This window comes from Brucella pseudogrignonensis, from assembly GCF_031454375.1.
Taxonomy (GTDB): domain Bacteria; phylum Pseudomonadota; class Alphaproteobacteria; order Rhizobiales; family Rhizobiaceae; genus Brucella; species Brucella pseudogrignonensis_A.
In genome coordinates this window covers 80,413-101,826 of the sequence record NZ_JAVDQT010000007.1, presented here as the reverse complement: position 1 = coordinate 101,826, position 21,414 = coordinate 80,413, and the positions used below count along the sequence as shown (strand labels likewise).

Sequence of the window (21,414 nt, the reverse complement as noted above, 5' to 3'; positions counted from 1 at the left end):
CCGCTGCGCGGGCTTTTTCATTGCGCCTGTCAGGGTAATAAGCGGCATTGTTCCTGCATATTTGAGCAGTTTTGTTGCGCTAGTCTTTGCAAACACATTGACTCTTTTTTCAAAGGGCTTAAAAGCGCAATCGGAAAAGGAGAAATCCCGTGAACGCTTCCTGCGCATCACATAGCCTGTACGGACTGAATGGCCTCAACGCCATCGGTGCCGCTATGGCGTCCGTTTCCAAAATTACCACGACCACTTGCATTAAAACGACCACCAAAACGGTCTGACCCCTTGGCCTGCTCGCCCTCTCTCCCCGGGTCCGGCCCAGGGAAAAGGCCCGCTGGTCGCGGGTTTTTATGGAAGCGGAGAGGACAGGAGACAGGTAAATGGGTTTTAAGATTGCAGTCGTCGGCGCCACCGGAAATGTCGGTCGCGAAATGCTCAATATCCTCGAAGAACGCGGTTTTCCGGCTGATGAAGTCGTAGCACTCGCTTCGCGTCGCAGTCAGGGTACTGAAGTATCTTATGGCGATAAGACGCTGAAAGTCAGGGCGCTCGACCAGTACGATTTTTCGGATACTGACATCTGCCTTATGTCTGCTGGTGGCAACATTTCAAAAGAATGGTCGCCGAAGATCGGTGCGCAGGGTTGCGTTGTCATCGATAATTCATCCGCATGGCGCTATGATGCCAATGTGCCGCTGATCGTTCCGGAAGTGAACCCAGACGCGATCGAAGACTTCCGCAAACGCAACATTATTGCAAACCCAAACTGTTCGACTGCGCAGCTCGTTGTGGCTCTCAAGCCATTGCACGATGCAGCAAAGATCAAGCGCGTTGTTGTTGCGACCTACCAGTCCGTTTCGGGCGCTGGCAAGGAAGGCATGGACGAGCTGTTCCAGCAGTCGCGTGCGGTTTTCGTTGCCGATCCTGTCACGGCGCAGAAGTTCACCAAGCGCATTGCGTTCAACGTGATCCCGCATATCGACGAATTTATGGAAGACGGCTACACCAAAGAAGAATGGAAGGTGATGGCTGAAACGAAGAAGATGCTTGATCCAAAGATCAAGCTCACGGCAACGGCTGTGCGCGTTCCTGTCTTCATTGGCCACTCTGAAGCTGTTAACATCGAGTTCGAAAACCCGATTTCCGCTGAAGAAGCACGTGAAATTCTGCGTGAAGCACCAGGCTGTCAGGTTGTCGATAAGCACGAAAATGGCGGTTATATCACGCCTTATGAATCGGCAGGTGAAGACGCAACTTACATCAGCCGTATCCGTGAAGACATCACAGTTGAAAACGGCCTGTCGATGTGGGTTGTTTCCGACAACCTGCGTAAGGGTGCAGCGCTTAACACGATCCAGATCGCAGAACTGCTCGTTGCGCGTGGCCTGATCACACCAAAGGCACTTGCTGCTTAATCGATCTTGCAGTTAAAAAACAAAAGCGCCGGAAAACCGGCGCTTTTTTATTACCTTGAAATGCTTTCTTTGAGATTATTGCGGACATTCAGCAATCGGTCACGCAAATTCTGCAAGTCATTCAGAGGCTCACCAAGCGCGCAAAAGACCTGCTCTGGAATATCGGCGGCTTTTATCCGCAAATGACGACCTTCATCAGTCAGTGTAATGCGGACTTGTCGCTCATCCTCTGGATCCCTGCGGCGCGCGAGATGACCTGCCGCTTCAAGCCGCTTTAAAAGTGGGGTGAGGGTGCCAGAATCAAGATTGAGTTTCGCGCCAATTTCCGAAACCGTGCAATTATCCTGTTCCCATAAAACAACCATCACCAGAAACTGCGGATAGGTTAGCTCTAGTTTACTCAGAATTGGTTGGTATGCGCGCGTCAATGCATTCGCAGTGGAATAGATCGCGAAACAAACCATATCCGACAGATTGAGATGAGATTCTTGTTTGTCGTCTTTCATAGCACAGGCTCCATGACAGAACTTTACATGAGGCGCAATTGAATTGCGCATCACATATTTGTGTAAACTAATTTTGCAAAATTAGATTGTGCGCAATATAAAAATCTGCGAGCTTGATTGTGGAGATAATTCAACGATACCAACGGAGACATTCAAATGGCTATTCTTTACACGACGCAGTCCACCGCAACTGGCGGCCGCACAGGCAGCGCAAAGACTGCTGATGGCCGTCTCAGCGTCGTTCTCGATACTCCAAAAGAGCTGGGTGGTTCGGGCGGCGAAGGCACTAATCCTGAGCAGCTCTTTGCATCAGGCTACGCAGCTTGTTTCCTCGGCGCATTGAAATTCGTCGCAGCGAAAGAAAAGGTTTCTATTTCTGCTGATAGCACGGTTACAGCCACTGTTGGTATTGGTCCGCGTGAAGATGGCACTGGTTTTGGTCTGGATGTGGCTCTGGAAGTCGCTCTGCCGGGTGTTGAAAAAGCCAAGGCGCAAGAGCTCGTCAATGCTGCGCACATCGTCTGCCCTTATTCCCATGCAACACGTGGCAATATCGATGTCCGCCTGAGTGTAGCATAAATCAGATAAGCAAAAGGCGCTCGGTTGAGCGCCTTTTTTGTTTATGAGGGTAGTTCTTCCAACGCTTTTAATGCAGTCTCAATCTGTCCACGGACCTCTGTCGTTAACGGCAATATGGGCCGAGGCGGTTCGATTTTTGCAAGACTAAGCAATTCGGCGATGACATACATCACGCGGAAGCTGCCATAGGTTTTAAACAGGCTCCAGAGTGGCTCAAACGCTGAGTTGATGCGTTCCGCCTCAGCCCGATCGCCACTTTGTGAAGCGCGTACAAGTGCTAAAAACTGTTTTGGCAGCAGGCCGGCAGCGACGCTATAGAAAGCGTCGGCACCCGCGAGAAGCGCATCTTTTGCCCCCCAATCGCCACTATAACCGATGGCAAAGTCGTCGGGTGTAGATGCACGCAATTTCTCAATTTCTGCCGCATAATTATCGTCGGCGGGCAAGGGCATCTTGATAGCATAGATATTGTCGATATCCGCAAGTCGAGCAATCAGTTCGTCACTGAAGACAAATCGTGTGGTCCCAGGATTGTTATAAATGCAGAGCGGTAAATCAGTGGCTCGTGCTACAGCCTTGAAATGCTGAAAGCCTTCTTCTTGTGTCAGCGGCGTATAGGAAACGGGTGCAAGCAGTAATGCATCAGCGCCTTCATCGGCGGCATCTCTTGCAAGTGCCTGCGCTTCATCAGTGCGCAACGCGCCGACGCCCACGATCAGTGGCGTCTTGCCGCCGATGTATTTCACCGCAGTCCTGACCGTATGTCGACGTTGTTCACGTGTGAGAAAAGTATATCCACCTGTGCTTCCCAGCAGGCCAATCGAATCTGCGCCTGCGTCATGGATGCGCGTAAGAAAAGCCTCTAGCGCGTCCTCTATCAAATTGCCTTCGGCATCCATCGGCGTGAGCGGAAAGGCGGAGAGACCATGGAACATCTTCATTGCGACACTCATTTTTCAGATTGCTTTAGCGTGACAGAAGGAGACGAATACCGGCGAATGCGAACACAGCGGACAGAACACCTTCGATCCAGCGGCGAGCGCTTCGATATATGCGCACCATGGGTGCGGTAGAGAACACAATTGCATAGCCGCAGAAGATCGTAATGCTGAGCGTAATGCAGCCGCCGAGGAATGCCGCCATCTGTGGCCAAGACGAATTTGTGCCAAGGCCAAGCGTGACGAGTGCTATCCATGACAGTATCGACTTTGGATTGGACAGATGCAGAAGCAGGCCACGACGATATAGTTCGCCGCCTGACAGGAACGCATCACCATTTATGTTGCGTGCAGCGATTTGCTCATCTGATGTAATAGCAGCACGTGCTGCTTTGAACGCGAGGTAGAGCAGATAAAGACCACCGAAAATCTTGAGAATAATAAGCGCTTCGGCAAACCGTGTAAGGATTGCAGATACGCCTGTTGCCGCCATTAGGCCCCAGAATATAGAGCCGGTCACAACACCTGCTGCAAACATCAGACCTGCCTTGCGGCCCTGATGCATGGCAACGCCCATGATGCGCATATTGCTTGGGCCGGGACTTCCGGCGGCAATCACATAAGTCGTGTAAACAAGAAGAAGCTGATAGGCGGCGGGCGAAAGGCTCATGATCATCACTCGGATTGAACTGAGCAGATCTATAGCATTTTCCGCGTCCGATATCTTAATTGGATTGTATCGAAAACGACCAAAATTGTCTCAATTTTGGTTGGAACTGATAGCCTGATAAAGCAACGCGATAATGTGTTGCTTTAATCAGCGTGTGCTTCCAGAGCTTCCATATCATCATCCGAAAGGCCGAAATGGTGGCCAATTTCATGAATGAGAACATGGGTGATAATGTCGCCTAGCGTCTCTTCATTCTCTGACCAATAGTCGAGAATTGCGCGGCGAAAGAGCGTGATGCGGTTGGGTGTGTCGCCGGTTTGCAGGCTGAAACGTTCACCTATCCCCATGCCTTCAAACAGGCCAAGAAGATCGAAAGGCGTCTCTAAACCCATATCTTCAATGATCTGTTCTTCAGGGAAATCTGCAATCTGGATGATGATGTCACCACAAAGCGCACGAAATTCCTGCGGAAGATGCGCAAGCGCTTCAATCGCAATAGATTCAATTTCGTCTAGCGAGGGCGAGAGACGTCCCGCCCAGTCACCGCTTTGATCTTCTCTGGCCATTTCAGCCAACCGTGTCCTATTCAATGGTTCAGGCCACCGCACATCGGCCAAAGGCGCATAACGGAGCTATCATTATGCCCAAGGACGCTGTTGAGCGTTTTTTGCCTCGAACGTATCGATGTTCGTTACCTTTTCCATGGTCAGACCTATGTCATCAAGACCATTGAGCAGACAATGACGCTTGAAATCGTCAAGGTCAAAGGCAATCGAACCGCCGTCAGGACCGTGGATCTCTTTGGCTTCGAGATCAACGGTCAGCGTTGCATTGGCGCCGCGCGATGCGTCGTCCATCAGCTTGTCGAGGTCTTCCTGGCTAACTCTGATTGGCAGGATGCCGTTCTTGAAGCAGTTGTTGTAGAAGATGTCGGCAAATGAGGTTGAGATAACACAACGAATGCCGAAATCGAGCAGTGCCCATGGCGCATGTTCACGCGAAGAGCCACAACCAAAGTTGTCGCCAGCAACCAGAATCTGCGCGTTGCGATAGCTAGGCTTGTTGAGAACGAAATCCGGATTTTCCGTTCCGTCTTCGTTGAAGCGCATTTCGGCAAAAAGCCCCTTGCTCAGACCCGTGCGCTTGATCGTCTTCAGATAATCCTTCGGGATAATCATGTCCGTATCGATATTGACGATCGGCAGGGGGGCTGCAACGCCCGTGAGCTTGGTGAACTTATCCATGTTCCTGACCTGTCGGTTGGGTATTTTAAATTTGCAGTCTGATTTACATCAGCATCGCAGAGAGTCAATCTTTCTGGGCGCAAGTGCCCAATAGGTCGCAACCCTCAAGACCGAAATTGCCCTTCCGGCATATATGGAGACACGCCGGAAGGGGCTTTTCAGTCTTTGCGCATGAATATTTCTGAGATTTTGCTGATAAACTCAGAATCATGCGCCTATGCTGGCATTGGCGAAATTATTGTATGTTTAGTGTAATTCCGCCACTTTCACTGCCGGTCAATCGGCGTGACTTACCATCTGCACCAACAACGAACGTAAACCGCCTGCGCAGCATCGACAGGTTTGGTGAAACTGCGACATTAATCGCGGGATCGAATTGCAGCGTGATCCGCCAGAGATCAGGCTTGATCGTTTCTTCCACGCCGATGATGCGGGCTTCAAATGCAGTTGAATGGAACATGCCCGAAACGCGCTGACTGATGCGGTAAGGTGCTTTATCGCCTTCAACCTTTGGAGTTTCAATATTCGCGCTGTTGGCTGCAAGCGTATTCCAATCGCGTGTGCCTGATTGGCGGGCAACGAGATCAAGCGCTTTTCCGTGGCTAATGTTAATGCCTTCTTCGCCCAGAGCCTGCCTTAAACGGCGGGCCTGATGTTTGAAGTCAGTTGTCGTGTTCCCAGCAAGGATTGCTGTGGTCATAATATCGCTCCTGAATGTGAGCAGCATTTTCGTGAACGGGTGCCCGCATTGCCGTTTCTGCCGTCACCGGAACAGGAACGTGAATTCAGAATGCTTTACCATGGCCTTGAGGCTGCGAGCGGCGGGTGCATTCCAACCGTGGATGCAAAATAAGCAGTCATAAGACAGATTTCAAGTCTCAAGAGTTTGCCACACCGTAACAGGCAGGTTTTTCAGAGCGGCTATCGCAAGATCAATTATGTAAAATGCCGGGAATATTATGTGTCCTTGACCGGACAGTCTAAATAGTCAAAGTCCTGCTTACACTTTGATTTTTGGATGATCAGCTAAGGGTGGATTATGCTCCGTACTTTTATGTTGGGACTAACAGTTGCAGTCATTACTTTGCCAGCCGCTGCCGAAAATAAGCCGAGTTACAATGTCTATGAGGGGCAATATACTGGCAATGATGGCATGCAGCTGCAAGCCAATGTGAAGCATAAAGGTGGCGATCTTTATTCGGTATCTTTGTCCACGATGGTTCCTTTGATTGGAAATCAACCGGGTTGTGGCGGTGACGTTGCCGGTGATGTTACGATCAAGAACAAAAATGCGACGTTCAAAATCGAAAGCGAAGGCTTTGACCCGAGCGAAAAGGAATCCCTTCGGAACCCTCGTTTTTGTGAAATCAAAATGAAGTTTGTTGGCGAGTATAACCTGGAGATCGAAGAGGTTGCCGGGTGTACCTATTACCACGGCGCATCGTGTGAGTTCACAGGGAAGTTGGAACACGAGGCGAGCGGACTTTAAAACTTTACAGGCCTAGCGCTTGTGCACTGATGCTATTCGGTGCACAAATTGGGCATGAAAACAATTGCCCGTCCGCGCCGTTCCGTTTTGTTTGTGCCTGCTTTCAATAGCCGTGCAGTTGAAAAATCGCTGACGCTTGAAGCAGATTGCGTCATTTATGATCTGGAAGACTCTGTTGCGCCGGAAGCGAAACTTGCTGCGCGCGATGCATTGATGAAGTATTTTTCAGAGCATCCAAACGTCGGCTTTGAGCGCGTTGTGCGCGTGAACGCTGCTGATACACAATGGAATAAGGCTGATCTTATTGCTGTTGCAAATATGGGCGCTGATGCAGTTTTGCTGCCGAAGGTTGAGCGGCCGCAGGATGTGATTGATGCGGCGAGCCTACTTGATCGCCAGGATGCCGATCCTGAAATGCGTGTCTGGGCGATGATCGAAACACCGCGCGGAATTCTCAATGCAGATGAAATTGCTGCTCTAGGCCATCGTTCGGCTGCGCGTCTTGGCTGCTTTGTGGTCGGGCCAAATGATATTGCGCTGGCAACCGGTGTGCGTCCGCAATCTGGGCGGCCTTATCTGGTCCCATGGCTGATGCAGATATTACTGGCCGCGCGTGCTGGTGGCATCGATGTGTTAGACGGCGTCTATAACGATTTTCGCGATACTGCAGGCTTTGAAGCAGAATGCGTGCAAGGTGCCGCAATGGGCTTTGATGGAAAGACACTTATTCATCCTTCGCAAATCGAGGCGGCTAATCGAAGTTTTTCGCCGTCTGATGATGACGTGGTGCATGCCCGTGCGGTGGTTGCTGCATTCGCGCTGCCAGAAAATGCTGACAAAGGCGTCGTCTCGCTGGACGGCCAGATGGTCGAACGCCTGCATCTTAAAATGGCCGAGCGCGTGCTGGCTAAATCAACTTCGTAAAAACTTAAAGGAAAGAAGACTATGAAGCTTTATCGTTTCATCACCGGACCAGATGACTCCGCATTTTGTCATCGCGTGACGGCAGCTTTGAACAAAGGCTGGCAGCTGCATGGTTCGCCGACTTATGCGTTCAATGCAGCAACGGGCGTGCTGCATTGTGGTCAGCCAGTCATAAAAGAAGTTGAGGGCGTCGAATATACGCCTGACATCAAGCTTGGCGAGTATTGATTGAATGAAAAAGGCCGGTTTCCCGGCCTTTCCTCTTTCTGTGCATGTCTCCCAAAACCGGTTCCCACTTTTGGGAGATATGCTGTTAATTCAATCCGCGTTTTTCAATCATTGCATCAGGCGTCGGCATTTTGCCGCGGAATGCCTTGTAAAGTTCTTCCGGGTCGCGGCTGCCACCGGCTGCATAGATATATTGCTTAAGCTTTGCGGCCAGTTCCGGGTTGAAAGCATCGCCCGTTTCTTCAAAGGCCGAGAATGCATCGGCATCAAGCACTTCCGACCACATGTAGGAATAGTAGCCAGCTGAGTAGCCATCGCCCGAGAATACATGGGTGAAATGTGGTGTGCGATGACGCATGATGATTGCGTCAGGCATGGATAGCTTTTTCAGCGTTGCCGCTTCAAAAGCTAACGGATCATTGATTTTCTCGGTGCCGGTATGGAATGCCATATCGACAAGTGCGGACGAGGTAAACTCGACCGTGTTGAAGCCTGCATTAAACGAACGTGCAGCAAGCACCTTGTCGAGAAGCGCCTTAGGCATTGCTTCGCCGGTGCGATAATGCACGGCATATTTTTCAAGCACCTCCGGCACGGTCAGCCAATGCTCATAAAGCTGCGATGGCAGTTCGACGAAATCTCGCGAAACGGCCGTTCCGGAAATGGCAGGCCATGTCACATCCGACAACAGCCCATGCAGCGCGTGGCCAAATTCGTGGAACAATGTGCGGGCATCATCCAGCGAAAGCAGCGCAGGTTCACCAGCCTTAGGCTTCGCGAAATTCATGACATTGTAGATAAACGGCTTTTGCCCTGCATCTAGCTTATGGCTTGATTGCAAAGAGCTCATCCACGCACCTGAACGCTTGGATGTGCGGGCAAAATAATCACCAAGGAATAAGCCGCGTTCGCTGCCATCAGCATTGAGAATCCGAAACACGCGCACATCAGGGTGCCATGTCGGGATGCCTCTTTTCTCTTCGAACCGAATGCCGAAAAGACGGGTGGCTACATCGAAGCTCGCTTCGATGATTTTTTCGAGTTGCAGATATGGCTTCAGCTCTGCTTCATCGAACGCGAAACGCTCGGCACGAAGCTTCTCCGCATAAAAACGCCAGTCCCACGGCGCAACTTTGTGATTGTGACCAGCAGCTGCGATCAGCCGTTCAAGTTCTGCTTCTTCTTCGCTCGCTTTGGCGCGTGCCTTGTCCCAGACCGGCTCAAGCAGATCCATCACGGCTTTTGGTGTCTTGGCCATGGTGTCGTCGAGCTTATAGGCAGCGAAATTCGCGTAACCAAGCAAATACGCCTTGCGCTCGCGCAGTTCCACCATTTCGCGCACAACGTCGCGATTGTCGGTGTCACCGCCATTTTCGCCGCGCTTGCCCCATGCATTGAACGCTTGTTCGCGTAGCTCGCGGTTTTCTGAGAAAGTTAGGAACGGCTCAACAATCGAACGAGACAGCGTAATTGCCCACGCATCCGGCTGGCCGCGTTCAGCTGCGGCACTCTGCATGGCATTTTTTAGAAAATCAGGCAGTCCTGCAAGGTCAGCTTCGTCGGTGATCAATAAGAACCAGCTTGCTTCATCCTTGAGAACGTTCTGGCCGAACCGTGCGCCGAGCCCGGCAAGCTTCTCGTTGATGCCTGCGAGTTCCTGTTTGCCTGCTTCATCAAGCTTTGCGCCGGAACGGACAAAGCCCTTCCATGTCTTTTCCAATACGCGCTTTGTCTCAATGTCGAGATCAAGATGACTGCGATTTTCATAAAGCGCATCAATGCGGGCGAACAGCTTTGGGTCCATCATAATGCGCGAATAATGACGCGACATTTTTGGCGCGATTTCGCGCTCCAAGGCTTGAATAGTATCGTTGGTGTGAGCGCCAGCACGCATCCAGAAAATTGAAGAAACGCGATCAAGCGATTGGCCGGTAAGCTGTAAAGCTTTTAGCGTATTTTCAATTGTTGGTTCAGCGGCATCATTGATGATCGCTTCAACTTCCGCGAGGTCTTCAGCCAAGGCTGCATCGAAAGTGGCGGCGAAATCATTGTCCTTAAATGCTGTGAAATCCGGCAGGCCAAGCGGTCCATTCCATTGGGTCAATGCGTGATTGTAAGGCTGCTTTTCGGACATCAGAGACTCCAGATAAAATGAATTCGATATGTATCAGACTTAGGATTTTGCAGGCGGTGAGACAAGGGTATGTCGGGATTATGAAAAAGCTTTCATGATCCGGGTCGGGGGTTGACTTTCGGGGCAACCGGGCGCAAATCAGCCACGCAGCCGCAACTCTTTGGCTGCATTTCAACCGGAGTCTTATTCTCTTATGCCAAGCGACAGTCACAGTCGATTGTTTCAGCCGTCAAGGCAGTTCGTGATCTGATCGTTTGCGGTCAGCTTGCACGATCAGCCTCTGACGGCGGATCGACAGAAAGGCAAGCTAATGACCGACAACAACTTCACTGAAGTTCTAAATGTTGCCGACCTTCCTGCTGCTGCAATTGCCAGCCGCATCGCTGATATTCGTACCGGCGACGCAGTAGAAATCGTCAATGAACTGGATGCAGACGACGCAATTGCCGTTGTTGCCCAGCTTTCGCATGATGACGCTATCCGTCTGCTCGATCAGCCGGAATTGGAACGTGCGACCGAAATTCTTGCAACTTTGCAGCCAAATATTGCCAGCCAACTTCTGGATGGTATGTCTGCTGACCGTGCGACAGACGTTTTCCATGAACTGGATGACGCAGACCGCGCACGTCTGTTCCCCATTCTGGCGCCCGAAACAAAGGCCGCGCTTAAGAAGCTGATGGGCTATGCGCCGAATACGGCCGGTAGTCTGATGACTATTGAGTTCATCACAGTGCCTTCCAACTGGAATGTCGGGCAGACGCTCGATCATATCCGTCAGGTTGAGCGTACGCGTGAGACTGTCTACGCCATCTATGTGGTCGATCCGCAAACCCGCGTTCTGCTAGGCGTTGTCAGCCTTCGCCGCCTGATCGTTCGCGAACTGGATGAACCAATCCTCTCGCTTGCACGCGACGATGATCCGATCACGATCTCGCCGCTTGAAGATCGCGAAGACGTCGCACGTCTTTTCCGTAAGCACGACTTGCTGGCCGTTCCTGTCGTTGATGACAGCCGCCACATCATCGGCATTGTAACTGTCGATGATGTGCTGGATGCCATGACCGAAGATGCAAGTGAAGACGCTTACCGCTTTGGCGGCATGGAGGCGCTTGATAAGCCTTATATGCGCATCAGTTTTGCCGAGATGCTGAAAAAACGCGGCGGCTGGCTGGGCGTGCTGTTCCTTGGCGAAATGCTCACAGCGAGCGCTATGCAGCATTTTGAACTTGAACTTGAAAAAGCACTCGTTCTGACACTTTTCATCCCACTTATCATGTCGTCGGGTGGTAATTCCGGTTCACAGGCCACATCGCTGATCATTCGCGCGCTTGCGCTTCAGGAGTTGAGCCTGAAAGATTGGTGGCGAGTTGCTTTGCGCGAAATACCGACTGGTTTGGCGCTTGGCGCATTCCTCGGTTTCATCGGTGTCGTTCGTATTGCCATTTGGCAGAGCCTTGGCATTTACGATTATGGTGAGCATTGGATACTGGTTGCAGCGACAGTTGGCATGGCACTCGTCTGTATCGTGACGTTTGGCTCGCTGACAGGCTCAATGTTGCCGTTTATTCTTCGCAGATTGGGCTTCGATCCTGCCAGTGCATCGGCACCATTCGTAGCAACCCTGGTCGATGTGACCGGTCTCGTGATCTATTTCAGTGTGGCACTTGTCATCCTTTCAGGCACTTTATTGTAAAAATGACCTGAGGTTTTTGGCAAAACTGTCACAATTGCAGTGTAAATAAACGCGCAATTCTGGACTTTTTCGGTTAATTAAGGGGCAGTTTCGCACTGCCCCTTTCTAAAACGCAAAAAAACCTGTAAGAGCGCCTCATTGATTTTCCGTGCATCCATCTTGGCGCGGCTCCCAACTCATAAAAGAAGTGATCTCCATATGGAATTGCGTAATATCGCTATTATCGCACACGTCGATCATGGCAAAACAACACTGGTCGATGAACTGCTGAAGCAGTCGGGCTCGTTCCGTGACAATCAGCGCGTTCAAGAACGCATGATGGATTCGAACGACATCGAAAAGGAACGTGGGATTACCATTCTCGCGAAAGCCACTTCAGTTGTTTGGAAGAACACACGCATCAACATCGTTGATACGCCAGGCCACGCCGACTTCGGCGGTGAAGTTGAGCGTATTCTTTCGATGGTTGACGGCGCTATCGTGCTCGTTGACGCTGCTGAAGGTCCAATGCCACAGACGAAGTTCGTTGTTGGCAAGGCTCTTAAGGTTGGCCTTCGTCCGATCGTTGCGATCAACAAGATCGACCGTCCAGATGGTCGCCATGAAGAAGTCATCAACGAAGTTTTCGACCTCTTCGCTAATCTCGACGCAACTGACGAACAGCTCGACTTTCCAGTTCTTTACGGTTCAGGCCGTAACGGTTGGATGGCACTGAACCCGGAAGGCCCACAGGACGAAGGTCTGGCACCATTGTTCGATTTGGTTCTCAAGCACGTTCCAGCGCCAAAGGTTGCTGAAGGTCCGTTCCGCATGATCGGTACGATTCTTGAAGCTGATCCGTTCCTTGGCCGTATCATCACAGGTCGTATTCACTCCGGTTCCATCAAGGCTAACCAGGCTGTTAAGGTTCTTGGTCAGGATGGTTCGCTGCTCGAAAACGGCCGTATTTCGAAGATTCTCGCGTTCCGCGGCATTGAGCGTCAGCCAATTGAAGAAGCACAGGCAGGCGACATCGTTGCTATCGCGGGCCTTTCCAAGGGCACTGTTGCTGACACGTTCTGCGATCCTTCCGTTAGCATTCCGTTGGAAGCGCAGCCAATCGATCCGCCAACTGTGACCATGTCCTTCATCGTCAATGACAGCCCTTATGCTGGTACTGAAGGCGATAAGGTGACGAGCCGCGTTATTCGTGACCGTCTGTTCAAGGAAGCAGAAGGCAACGTTGCGCTTAAAATCGAAGAATCAAACGAAAAAGATTCGTTCTTCGTTTCGGGTCGTGGCGAATTGCAGCTTGCAGTTCTGATCGAAAACATGCGCCGTGAAGGCTTCGAGCTTGGTGTTTCGCGTCCACGCGTCGTCATGAAAGACGGCGAAAATGGCGAAAAGCTTGAGCCTATCGAAGAAGTCGTCATCGACGTTGATGAAGAATATTCGGGTACTGTTGTTCAGAAAATGTCTGAACGTAAGGCTGAAATGGTCGAGTTGCGTCCTTCGGGCGGCAACCGCGTTCGTATGGTATTCTATGCACCGACCCGTGGTCTGATTGGTTACCAGTCGGAACTTCTGACCGATACACGCGGTACGGCAATCATGAACCGTCTGTTCCATGATTATCAGCCATATAAGGGTGAAATATCGGGTCGTAACAACGGCGTTCTGATTTCCAACGATCAGGGTGAAGCCGTTGCTTACGCGCTCTTCAACCTTGAAGATCGTGGTCCGATGATTATTGACGCTGGCGTTAAGGTCTATCAGGGCATGCTGATCGGCATTCACTCGCGCGACAACGATCTGGAAGTCAACGTACTCAAGGGCAAGAAGCTCACCAACATTCGTGCCGCTGGTAAGGATGAAGCTGTGAAGCTGACCCCGCCAATCCGTATGACTCTGGAACGCGCTCTGTCGTGGATTCAGGACGACGAATTGGTTGAAGTGACGCCAAAGTCGATCCGTCTGCGCAAGCTCTACCTCGATCCAAATGAGCGCAAGCGTTTTGAAAAGAGTGGCAAGGGCGCTGCCTGATTGCTGTGAAAAATGATTAAAAAGAAACGGCGCCGAAAGGCGCCGTTTTTGTTTGTTCTGATGAGCTGGGCGAGTTAGCGTTCGCCGCGGCGATACGGCTGCATCAATGCCTGTGGCACGCGGGCACGGCGCGCCATGACGACGAGTGCTACAATTGACATGATGTAAGGGATCATCAGGAAAAGTTGATAAGGCACCAGTTTGCCGTAAACCGTCTGCAAGCGCAGCTGGAAAGCATCAAAGAGCGCAAAGAGCAGAGCGCCCAAAAGTGCGCGTGCGGGCTTCCACGAGGCGAATACGACGAGGGCGATACATACCCAGCCGCGTCCCTGCATCATGGTTGGGAAGAACGAGTTGAACGCAGAGAGCGTCAGAAACGAGCCGCCGACTGCCATCAGCGCACTGCCGAACATAATCGTAAAGATGCGAACGCGGATCGGATTGATACCTTGCGCTTCGGCGGCATGCGGGTTTTCGCCAGTCATGCGGATGGCAAGGCCAAGCGGCGTGCGAAACAGTACATAACCAAGCAGGAGTGCCAGCGGAATGGCAAGCCATGTCAATGCCGTCTGAGTGCCAAGCACCTGCCCGATAAATGGAATATCGGCGAGCCATGATGGGTTAACTGGCTGGAACGGCGTGATTGATGGTGGCGTTGACGACAGTGGCACCAGAAGACGAAACAGAAAATAGCTGAGGCTCGAGGCAAAGAGCGTGATGCCAAGGCCCACAACATGCTGCGAGAGGCCAAGCGGCACGGTCAGCGCTGCGTGCAGCAGACCAAACACGGCACCGGATGCTGCTGCTGCCAGCACGCCCACCCACAAATCAGCGCCGTTAAAGACAGTCAACCAGCCGATCATTGCGCCAAAGGTCATGATGCCTTCGATGCCGAGATTGAGTACGCCCGCACGTTCGCAATAAAGCGCGCCGAGCGTGCCGAAAATCAGCGGCGTTGCAATGCGTAGAACCGAGACCCATAGGCCAGCGGAAAGCAGGATATCCATCAACTCGTTCATCGGGCGATCCTGTATTGGGTGAAGAAGAGGGCGACCAGCATGGTGAGCAGGGAAAGCGCCACGGTCACATCTGCAATGAAGCTTGGAATGCCGATGGCGCGGCTCATGCCGTCTGCACCTACGAACATGGCGGCGGCAAAAAGTGCTGAGAAGATCGCGCCAATCGGGTTCAGATTGGCGAGCATGGCAACGATAATGCCGGAATAACCAAAGCCCGGCGAAAGGTCGGTCGTGACATAGCCTTTAACGCCCATGATTTGTATGGCACCGGCAAGACCAGCCAGACCACCAGAAATGCAAGCAACTTTCACCAGTGTTTTGCCAAGCGGGACACCTGCAAAACGTGCGGCTTTCGGATTAAGCCCTGCAGCTTTGGTTTCGAGGCCAAAAACAGTCCGCTTCTGCACATAAGCGATGATGAGGGCGAGAACGATGGCAATCACGATGCCAATATGAAGACGCATGCCGGACATGATTTTTGGCAGCACGGCTGCATCCGGTATTGGCTCTGACTGCGGCCAACCGAAAGCCAGCGGGTCTTTCATCGGGCCTTCAATCATCATGGACACGAACAGCACGGCGACGAAATTGAGCAGTAGCGTGGTGACGACTTCATCAACGCCAAAGCGCAGGCGCAGACCAAGCGGGATCAGCAGGAAGATCATGCCAGCAATAGCGCCGACGATCAGCAGCAACGGAATGAGTAAGGGCGCGGGGAGCGCTAATTGCGTGCCGAAGGCAACAACTGCAAGCGCGCCCATATAGAATTGACCTTCTGCACCAATATTCCAGAGCTTGGAGCGGAACGCGACAGCCGCCGCAAGGCCAGTTAGCATTAACGGAGTAGCGCGGGTCAGCGTTTCGGTGATTGAAAGCTTGGTTCCAAAAGCACCAATTGCAATCTGTTTGAAAGATTCAAACACAGGCGCGCCGGCAGCTGCAATCAGCAAGCCAGCGAGCACAAAGGCAGCGAGCACAGCGATAACCGGCGCGGTTGCCACCAAAGCCATGGGCCGTGTTTCGCGTCGTTCAATACGCATTAGTTGAGCCCCTTCGTGGTATTGGTCTGCCATTCACCGGCCATCATCAGGCCAAGTCTTTGCGCATTGGCCTCAGCTGCATCAATCGGCGGCGATAGCTTACCCTTGACGATTGCCTGCACGCGGTCGGCAAGGCCGATAATTTCGTCGAGGTCTTCCGAGATCAACAACACGGCTGCACCTTTGGCGCGTGCCTCCAGAATGCGGGCATGGATGGCTGCAACTGCGCCTTCATCGAGGCCGCGTGTTGGCTGCGCTGCAATCAAAATACGCGGCGCTGTTTCAAGATTGCGACCCAGAATAAGCTTTTGCATGTTGCCGCCCGAAAGCAGACGAATACGGCTGTCGGGCGTTCCGCCGCGCACATCGAAATCCTTGATGATGCGATCAGTAAACTCGCGTGCAGCCGTGCGATTCACCAGAATGCCATTGGAAAACTGCGGATCGCGCACGCGTTCGAGCACGGCATTTTCCCAAAGCGTCAGATCGCCTATTGCACCTTCTGCATTTCGATCTTCAGGGATGCGGCCAACACCTGCTCCCACAAACTCGCGCGGATCAAATTTGGTCACAGCCTGCCCGAACATCACAAGCGAACCGCTTGCAGGCTGGCTCAGCCCCGAAACCAGTCGCCCAAGTGCTGCCTGACCATTGCCGGAGACACCGATGATGCCCAACGTCTCGCCTGCACGCAGATAAAAATCGAGATCACTCAGACGGGTGGCGCCATCTTCAATGACCGTCACGCTTTTGGCTTCAAGTAAAGTCTCGCCGGGAGTAGCGGCGGCGCGCGAAGGGCGTGAAACACGGCGACCGACCATCAGTTCGGCTAGTTCTTCCTTCGACGTTTCCGACGCTTTACGCTCAGCCACGAGCTTGCCGCCGCGCAAGACCACAACGCGGTCAGCGGCAGACATGACTTCGTGTAGTTTGTGCGAAATGAAAATGAGCGACAGGCCCTGACGCGCCATTTCTTTGAGCGTTTTAAATAGACCTTCCGCTTCCTGCGTGGTTAGAACGGCAGTCGGCTCATCAAGGATCAAAATGTCGGCATCATTATAAAGTGCTTTGAGAATTTCCACGCGTTGCTGTTCGCCAACTGAAAGATCACCAAGCCGGGCATCAGGATCGACCTGCAAACCAAAGCGCTTGGCGATTTCCGCGATCTTACTGCGTGCAGCACTGTGTGCTGATTTAAGCTTCCACAGGCTTTCAGTGCCGGTGATAATGTTTTCAAGAACTGTAAGGTTGGGAGCAAGGGTAAAGTGCTGATGCACCATGCCAACGCCTGCATCAATTGCGGCACGTGGCTTGCCCTGCGGGATTTCAGTGCCCTTGACGAAAACGCGGCCTTCATCGGGGACATAATGGCCGAAGAGGATATTCATCAGCGTGGTTTTGCCAGCACCGTTTTCGCCCAAGAAAGCGAGGATTTCGCCGCGCTCAAGCTTCAACGAAATATCGTTATTGGCGGTCAGCGCGCCGAACCGCTTGGTGATGTTTTGCAGTTCAAGAACTGTCGTGGTCATGCGTTCAACCCCGCAACGCCAAATTTGTGCTGCCAGCGATGGTCCTCTTCCATCAGCTCGCCAAGGTTTAAGAGAAGATTGTCCGCTCCCATCGGAGCAATCAACTGAATTGCAAGCGGCATACCGTTTACGTCCTCACCAAAAGGCATGGAAAGCGCAGGAAAGCCGGAGATGTTGGCCAGTGCCGCATAAGGCGCAAAGGCATTCATCTTATGCCAATGCGCGTCTACATCGTCGTGATCCATTGGATAAGAGCCGATGGGCTGCGGCCCGCGCGCGAGCATCGGCGTAATCAGCACATCGACATCATGAAAAATCTGCCACAGCTGCCAGGCAGTCATCACGCCGCCATTCATAGCGTCGTAGAGTTCGACGGCGCTCATCTCGCGCCCACGTAATGCTACGGTCTGTGTCAGTCTTTCGAGCTTTGATTCATCAATGGCGAATGCATCAATTGCCGATGCGAGATTGGCCGAGATGATGCGATCAAAAGCTACAGCACTTGCATCAATGAGCGGTGCAAGCGTGCGCACATCAATGTTGCGAATTGTATGGCCCTGTGCTTCAAGAAAGCGTGCGGCATCTGCAATCACTTGCTTGCGCTCTTCCGTCACAGGATATTTGGCCAAATCACCCGATACAATTCCGATACGCAATTTTGAGAGTTGCTCGCCGTGTGAAAATGCCAAGTCGGGAAGGAAGCTTTCAATGTTCCCAGCCACTAGCGAGAATAGTGCTTTTGCATCGCGGATGGAACGGCAAAGTGCAAATTCGCTGGCAATGCCTGCCAGATAATTACCGAAATGCGGACCAGCTGGCATTGCGCCACGGCTTGGCTTGAGGCCAATCAGACCGCAGGTTGCAGCCGGAACACGGATCGAGCCGCCTGCATCGGTTGCGTGCGCTATCGATACAATGCCTGCTGCAACGGCTGCAGCGGCACCACCGGATGAACCGGCAGGCGAAAGCTTTTCATCGAAAGGATGGCGGGCGAGGGGGCCTTTTGTTGGCTCACTCGAAAGCGCCATGCCGAATTCCGGCACGGTAGTTGTCCCAAAGAAATTAAGGCCTGCTTTGCGTAAACGTGCTGCTAGTTCTGAATCAAGTTCGCGCGGTGCATCTGCGCAGGCGCGTGAGCCAAGCCGGATTGGCAGCCCAGCGCAAGGTCCGCCCAGATCTTTGAAAAGCGACGGCACTCCGGCGAAAGGAGCTTTGTGATCAAAAGCTTCCGCATTCTTGCGCCCAAGTTCTCCGTCGAGATATGCAATGGCGCCCAAAGGGCGCCATTTTTCTGCTGCTTCAATTGCGGCATCCATAGCCTCTCGTGCGGTCAAAACGCCTTTCGCAATCGCTTTTGCGAGTGCTGTTGCATCCTGTTGCTTCATATCGAGTGCCACGTCTGCTGTCCTGAAATCCGTTATTTCGGTTCTGCCGGATTTGGCTCGACCTTGAATGTTCCAGCCTTAATCTCAGCGCGGCGCGCTTCCATCTTGGCTTCGACGTCTGCTGGTGCTGAGCCCTTGACGTAAACGATGTCGTTGCCGCCTTCCTTCATCAGGCTGAATGGTGTGTAGTCCTTGCCGGTTGGTGTTCCCGCCTTAACATCAGCAATGGCTGCGTTGAGGATCGGGCGGAAATTCCACATCGCATTGGCGAAGACGGTATCAGGATAACGCGGGGTGTAGTCGATCAGCGAACCGATAGCTTTGATGCCGCGTTCCTTGGCAGCATCTGCTGTGCCGATGCGTTCGCCAAACAGAATGTCGGCGCCAGCATCGATCTGAGCAAGACCGGCTTCGCGTGCCTTTGGTGGATCGAAGAACGTACCGATAAAGGACGCATTGAACTTCGCATCAGGGCGGGTTTCTTTTACACCTTCCTGAAACGCATTAATCAGCATGTTGACTTCGGGAATTGGAATAGCACCGACCGAGCCGAACGTGCCGGTCTTGCTCATGCCGCCTGCCAACATGCCTGCAAGATAAGCCGCTTCAAAATTCCAGGTGCCGAAGACACCGAAATTGTCGCCCTGTTCTTTGCCGGAAGATCCCATGATGAAGGTCGTCTGCGGATAATCGGCTGCGACCTGACGCGCTTCGCGTTCAACGGCGTAGGATTCACCAACAATCAGCTTAATGCCCTGTTCGGCATATTCGCGCATGGCGCGCGGATAATCACTGGCAGAAACGCCTTCTGAAAAGACATATTCAATGACGCCTTCGTCATTGGCTTGCTTGAGCGCTTCATGAAGGCGCGAGTTCCATGCATTTTCGACGGGCGATGCATGGATGCCTGCGACTTTGAGCTTTTCGTCAGCTGCAAAAACGTTGCTGGTGAGTGCGGTCGCACCGAGTGCTGCCGACATGACGAGAACGCTGCGGCGTGTGAATGTGGATGTTTTGGTCATAGGAACCCCTCTTGGGTGATTTTAGACGTGCAATTATGCGCGACTTTTTGCTCCGCCTCTTTTGTTGAGACTTATGAGCAATGTCACGTATTTCAGACGAATCTGCCGTTAATTCAAGCGCTTTTATCAGACGATTGAAAAACAGGCATTAGTTTTCCGTCGCATTTCTGTGGGTATTATCCGCGTGGTGCGTAATCCGCACCATCAACGGATGAAGGCCGTCCTGCGAGGTTTAAATTGCTGATGCGCTGCGGCGTTTCGGCAATGATCTTGCCGCGCTTGACGACTGTCAGACGGTTGGCTTTAAGACGCAACGCTTCCAGCGGATCGCGTGCCTGCAGTACGACGAAATCTGCATTGCAGCCTTTTTCAAGCCCGTAACCTTCGAGACCCAGCGCTTTGGCCGAATTGACGGTGAGCGAATTAAAGACCTGCTTTTTTCCTTCAATCGATGTCATCTGTGCCACATGAACAGCCATATGGCCGACTTCCAGCATGTCGCCTGAACCCATTGAATACCATGGATCCATAACGCAATCGTGGCCAAAGGCTACATTAACGCCAGCAGCCATCAGTTCCGGCACGCGGGTCATGCCACGGCGCTTTGGATAGGTATCGGCGCGGCCCTGCAATGTAATATTGATGAGCGGGTTTGGAATGGCATTCATCTGCGCTTCCGCAATCAGCGGAATGAGCTTGGAAACGTAGTAGTTGTCCATCGAATGCATTGAGGTGAGATGCGAGCCAGACACGCGGCCTTGCAGACCAAAGCGCATCGTCTGTGCTGCTAATGTTTCAACGTGGCGCGACATTGGATCGTCGGTTTCATCGCAGTGGATATCAACTGGCAGACCACGTTCGGCTGCAATGCGGCAGAGTTCTTCGAGTGAGGCAGCCCCGTCGGTCATGGTGCGTTCGAAATGCGGAATGCCGCCTACGACGTCAAGGCCCATGTCGAGCGAGCGGTTGACGAGATCGACAGCGCCCGGCGAGCGATAGTAACCGTCCTGCGGGAAAGCCACGAGTTGCAAGTCGATATAGGGTTTTACCTTTTCGCGCACTTCGATCATCGCCTCAGCAGTGAGCAGGCGTGGATCACTGACATCAACATGGCTGCGGATGGCAAGTAGACCTTGGCTTACTGCCAGATCGCAATAACGCAGTGCGCGCTCAACCATGGCTTCAACGGTCAGCATAGGCTTTAATTCGCCCCAGAGCGCGATACCTTCCAGAAGCGTGCCAGAGCGGTTGAGGCGGGGCAGGCCGAGCGACAAAGTCGCGTCCATATGGAAATGAGGGTCGACGAAAGGCGGTGTGACGAGACGGTCAGATGCGTCGATTTCTTTCGCTGCCTGATGTTCGCCTTTCGATGGCACAACATCGGCAATCTTGCCGTCCTTGACCAGAATGTCCTGCTTTTCACGTCCGTCGGGAAGATTGGCGTTTCTTACAATCAGGTCGAACATCAGCAGCCTCTTGGTCGTTATAAAAATATGAGCGCTATAAGGTGCTGCTCATTTACGCTTTGACTTATACCCAACTTTACATGGGTGCAATGCTCTCGGCGGCATTTGGAGTCG

General features: G+C 52.4%; 20 protein-coding genes. 7 read left to right on the top strand and 13 right to left on the bottom strand.

Annotated features, from left to right (window positions below):
- The first annotated feature begins 377 nt into the window (after nucleotides 1–377).
- Complete coding sequence (locus J2782_RS17595) at nucleotides 378–1,412, top strand: aspartate-semialdehyde dehydrogenase (RefSeq protein ID WP_250043474.1); 1,035 nt, start codon at nucleotides 378–380, stop codon at nucleotides 1,410–1,412.
- A 50-nt stretch (nucleotides 1,413–1,462) separates the two neighbouring features.
- On the opposite strand, the gene J2782_RS17590 is transcribed toward J2782_RS17595, so the two are convergent.
- Nucleotides 1,463–1,918 carry a MarR family winged helix-turn-helix transcriptional regulator gene (locus J2782_RS17590; protein WP_310014919.1) on the bottom strand — a complete coding sequence of 152 codons (456 nt, stop codon included), beginning with the start codon at nucleotides 1,916–1,918 and terminating at the stop codon, nucleotides 1,463–1,465.
- Between the two features lie 156 nt (nucleotides 1,919–2,074).
- Here J2782_RS17590 and J2782_RS17585 point away from each other — a divergent pair, with 156 nt between their 5' ends.
- Nucleotides 2,075–2,497 carry an organic hydroperoxide resistance protein gene (locus J2782_RS17585; RefSeq protein WP_250043470.1) on the top strand — a complete coding sequence of 141 codons (423 nt, stop codon included), beginning with the start codon at nucleotides 2,075–2,077 and terminating at the stop codon, nucleotides 2,495–2,497.
- A gap of 41 nt (nucleotides 2,498–2,538) precedes the next feature.
- Here J2782_RS17585 and J2782_RS17580 read toward each other — a convergent pair whose 3' ends face one another.
- The 5 genes from J2782_RS17580 to J2782_RS17560 all read right to left on the bottom strand — a co-directional run bounded on the left by J2782_RS17580 (nucleotide 2,539) and on the right by J2782_RS17560 (nucleotide 6,049).
- Nucleotides 2,539–3,438, bottom strand: a complete 900-nt coding sequence (locus tag J2782_RS17580; protein ID WP_404989669.1) for a dihydrodipicolinate synthase family protein — start codon at nucleotides 3,436–3,438, stop codon at nucleotides 2,539–2,541.
- Nucleotides 3,439–3,463: 25 nt separating this feature from the next.
- Nucleotides 3,464–4,105, bottom strand: a complete 642-nt coding sequence (locus J2782_RS17575) for a LysE family translocator (protein ID WP_310014914.1) — start codon at nucleotides 4,103–4,105, stop codon at nucleotides 3,464–3,466.
- 143 nt (nucleotides 4,106–4,248) lie between these two features.
- Nucleotides 4,249–4,671, bottom strand: coding sequence for a metallopeptidase family protein (locus J2782_RS17570; RefSeq protein WP_310014912.1), 423 nt, complete (start codon nucleotides 4,669–4,671; stop codon nucleotides 4,249–4,251).
- 72 nt (nucleotides 4,672–4,743) lie between these two features.
- Nucleotides 4,744–5,349, bottom strand: a complete 606-nt coding sequence (gene leuD / locus J2782_RS17565) for a 3-isopropylmalate dehydratase small subunit (RefSeq protein WP_250043462.1) — start codon at nucleotides 5,347–5,349, stop codon at nucleotides 4,744–4,746.
- Between the two features lie 235 nt (nucleotides 5,350–5,584).
- Nucleotides 5,585–6,049 (bottom strand): glyoxalase superfamily protein, encoded by a 465-nt coding sequence (locus J2782_RS17560; protein ID WP_310014909.1) that lies wholly within the window; start codon nucleotides 6,047–6,049, stop codon nucleotides 5,585–5,587.
- 339 nt (nucleotides 6,050–6,388) lie between these two features.
- Here J2782_RS17560 and J2782_RS17555 point away from each other — a divergent pair, with 339 nt between their 5' ends.
- Genes J2782_RS17555 through J2782_RS17545 form a run of 3 tightly spaced genes read left to right on the top strand, consistent with a single transcriptional unit; the run spans nucleotide 6,389 to nucleotide 7,990 of the window.
- Nucleotides 6,389–6,838 carry a hypothetical protein gene (locus J2782_RS17555; protein WP_310014907.1) on the top strand — a complete coding sequence of 150 codons (450 nt, stop codon included), beginning with the start codon at nucleotides 6,389–6,391 and terminating at the stop codon, nucleotides 6,836–6,838.
- Nucleotides 6,839–6,892: 54 nt separating this feature from the next.
- A complete protein-coding gene (locus J2782_RS17550; RefSeq protein WP_310014904.1) occupies nucleotides 6,893–7,762 on the top strand; it encodes an HpcH/HpaI aldolase/citrate lyase family protein in 870 nt (289 codons plus the stop codon).
- 21 nt (nucleotides 7,763–7,783) lie between these two features.
- On the top strand, nucleotides 7,784–7,990 hold the full coding sequence (locus J2782_RS17545; protein WP_250043456.1) for a DUF1737 domain-containing protein: 207 nt from the start codon (nucleotides 7,784–7,786) through the stop codon (nucleotides 7,988–7,990).
- Between the two features lie 85 nt (nucleotides 7,991–8,075).
- Here the strand turns inward: J2782_RS17545 and J2782_RS17540 are convergent, their stop codons facing one another.
- Complete coding sequence (locus J2782_RS17540) at nucleotides 8,076–10,124, bottom strand: M3 family metallopeptidase (protein WP_310014901.1); 2,049 nt, start codon at nucleotides 10,122–10,124, stop codon at nucleotides 8,076–8,078.
- A 310-nt stretch (nucleotides 10,125–10,434) separates the two neighbouring features.
- Between J2782_RS17540 and mgtE the strand changes: the two genes are divergently transcribed.
- Nucleotides 10,435–11,817, top strand: a complete 1,383-nt coding sequence (gene mgtE, locus J2782_RS17535; protein WP_310014900.1) for a magnesium transporter — start codon at nucleotides 10,435–10,437, stop codon at nucleotides 11,815–11,817.
- Nucleotides 11,818–12,015: 198 nt separating this feature from the next.
- A complete protein-coding gene (typA, locus tag J2782_RS17530) occupies nucleotides 12,016–13,839 on the top strand; it encodes a translational GTPase TypA (protein ID WP_250043448.1) in 1,824 nt (607 codons plus the stop codon).
- Nucleotides 13,840–13,913: 74 nt separating this feature from the next.
- Here the strand turns inward: typA and J2782_RS17525 are convergent, their stop codons facing one another.
- The 6 genes from J2782_RS17525 to J2782_RS17500 all read right to left on the bottom strand — a co-directional run bounded on the left by J2782_RS17525 (nucleotide 13,914) and on the right by J2782_RS17500 (nucleotide 21,300).
- Complete coding sequence (locus J2782_RS17525; protein WP_310014896.1) at nucleotides 13,914–14,858, bottom strand: ABC transporter permease; 945 nt, start codon at nucleotides 14,856–14,858, stop codon at nucleotides 13,914–13,916.
- Nucleotides 14,855–15,898 carry an ABC transporter permease gene (locus J2782_RS17520; protein WP_310014895.1) on the bottom strand — a complete coding sequence of 348 codons (1,044 nt, stop codon included), beginning with the start codon at nucleotides 15,896–15,898 and terminating at the stop codon, nucleotides 14,855–14,857. Before J2782_RS17520 ends, J2782_RS17525 begins: the two co-directional genes overlap by 4 nt.
- Nucleotides 15,898–17,427: an ABC transporter ATP-binding protein gene (locus J2782_RS17515; RefSeq protein WP_310014894.1), complete on the bottom strand. Its 1,530-nt coding sequence runs from the start codon at nucleotides 17,425–17,427 to the stop codon at nucleotides 15,898–15,900. The genes J2782_RS17520 and J2782_RS17515 overlap by 1 nt, the downstream gene beginning before the upstream one ends.
- Nucleotides 17,424–18,812, bottom strand: a complete 1,389-nt coding sequence (locus tag J2782_RS17510; protein WP_310015161.1) for an amidase — start codon at nucleotides 18,810–18,812, stop codon at nucleotides 17,424–17,426. Before J2782_RS17510 ends, J2782_RS17515 begins: the two co-directional genes overlap by 4 nt.
- Before the next feature lie 32 nt (nucleotides 18,813–18,844).
- Nucleotides 18,845–19,834 carry a BMP family protein gene (locus J2782_RS17505; RefSeq protein WP_310014893.1) on the bottom strand — a complete coding sequence of 330 codons (990 nt, stop codon included), beginning with the start codon at nucleotides 19,832–19,834 and terminating at the stop codon, nucleotides 18,845–18,847.
- 176 nt (nucleotides 19,835–20,010) lie between these two features.
- Nucleotides 20,011–21,300: an amidohydrolase family protein gene (locus tag J2782_RS17500; RefSeq protein ID WP_310014892.1), complete on the bottom strand. Its 1,290-nt coding sequence runs from the start codon at nucleotides 21,298–21,300 to the stop codon at nucleotides 20,011–20,013.
- Between the last annotated feature and the right edge of the window lie 114 nt (nucleotides 21,301–21,414).

Excerpts from the sequence above, each read along its gene's own strand:
- J2782_RS17500 (WP_310014892.1), bottom strand. The coding sequence starts at position 21,300 with ATGTTCGACCTGATTGTAAGAAACGCCAATCTTCCCGACGGACGTGAA.
- J2782_RS17595 (WP_250043474.1), top strand. The coding sequence starts at position 378 with ATGGGTTTTAAGATTGCAGTCGTCGGCGCCACCGGAAATGTCGGTCGC.
- leuD (WP_250043462.1), bottom strand. The coding sequence starts at position 5,349 with ATGGATAAGTTCACCAAGCTCACGGGCGTTGCAGCCCCCCTGCCGATC.
- J2782_RS17555 (WP_310014907.1), top strand. The coding sequence starts at position 6,389 with ATGCTCCGTACTTTTATGTTGGGACTAACAGTTGCAGTCATTACTTTG.
- J2782_RS17540 (WP_310014901.1), bottom strand. The coding sequence starts at position 10,124 with ATGTCCGAAAAGCAGCCTTACAATCACGCATTGACCCAATGGAATGGA.
- J2782_RS17560 (WP_310014909.1), bottom strand. The coding sequence starts at position 6,049 with ATGACCACAGCAATCCTTGCTGGGAACACGACAACTGACTTCAAACAT.
- mgtE (WP_310014900.1), top strand. The coding sequence starts at position 10,435 with ATGACCGACAACAACTTCACTGAAGTTCTAAATGTTGCCGACCTTCCT.
- J2782_RS17525 (WP_310014896.1), bottom strand. The coding sequence starts at position 14,858 with ATGAACGAGTTGATGGATATCCTGCTTTCCGCTGGCCTATGGGTCTCG.
- J2782_RS17590 (WP_310014919.1), bottom strand. The coding sequence starts at position 1,918 with ATGAAAGACGACAAACAAGAATCTCATCTCAATCTGTCGGATATGGTT.
- J2782_RS17520 (WP_310014895.1), bottom strand. The coding sequence starts at position 15,898 with ATGCGTATTGAACGACGCGAAACACGGCCCATGGCTTTGGTGGCAACC.
- J2782_RS17505 (WP_310014893.1), bottom strand. The coding sequence starts at position 19,834 with ATGACCAAAACATCCACATTCACACGCCGCAGCGTTCTCGTCATGTCG.
- J2782_RS17575 (WP_310014914.1), bottom strand. The coding sequence starts at position 4,105 with ATGAGCCTTTCGCCCGCCGCCTATCAGCTTCTTCTTGTTTACACGACT.
- J2782_RS17510 (WP_310015161.1), bottom strand. The coding sequence starts at position 18,812 with ATGAAGCAACAGGATGCAACAGCACTCGCAAAAGCGATTGCGAAAGGC.
- J2782_RS17550 (WP_310014904.1), top strand. The coding sequence starts at position 6,893 with ATGAAAACAATTGCCCGTCCGCGCCGTTCCGTTTTGTTTGTGCCTGCT.
- J2782_RS17570 (WP_310014912.1), bottom strand. The coding sequence starts at position 4,671 with ATGGCCAGAGAAGATCAAAGCGGTGACTGGGCGGGACGTCTCTCGCCC.
- J2782_RS17515 (WP_310014894.1), bottom strand. The coding sequence starts at position 17,427 with ATGACCACGACAGTTCTTGAACTGCAAAACATCACCAAGCGGTTCGGC.
- J2782_RS17580 (WP_404989669.1), bottom strand. The coding sequence starts at position 3,438 with ATGAAGATGTTCCATGGTCTCTCCGCCTTTCCGCTCACGCCGATGGAT.
- J2782_RS17585 (WP_250043470.1), top strand. The coding sequence starts at position 2,075 with ATGGCTATTCTTTACACGACGCAGTCCACCGCAACTGGCGGCCGCACA.
- typA (WP_250043448.1), top strand. The coding sequence starts at position 12,016 with ATGGAATTGCGTAATATCGCTATTATCGCACACGTCGATCATGGCAAA.
- J2782_RS17545 (WP_250043456.1), top strand. The coding sequence starts at position 7,784 with ATGAAGCTTTATCGTTTCATCACCGGACCAGATGACTCCGCATTTTGT.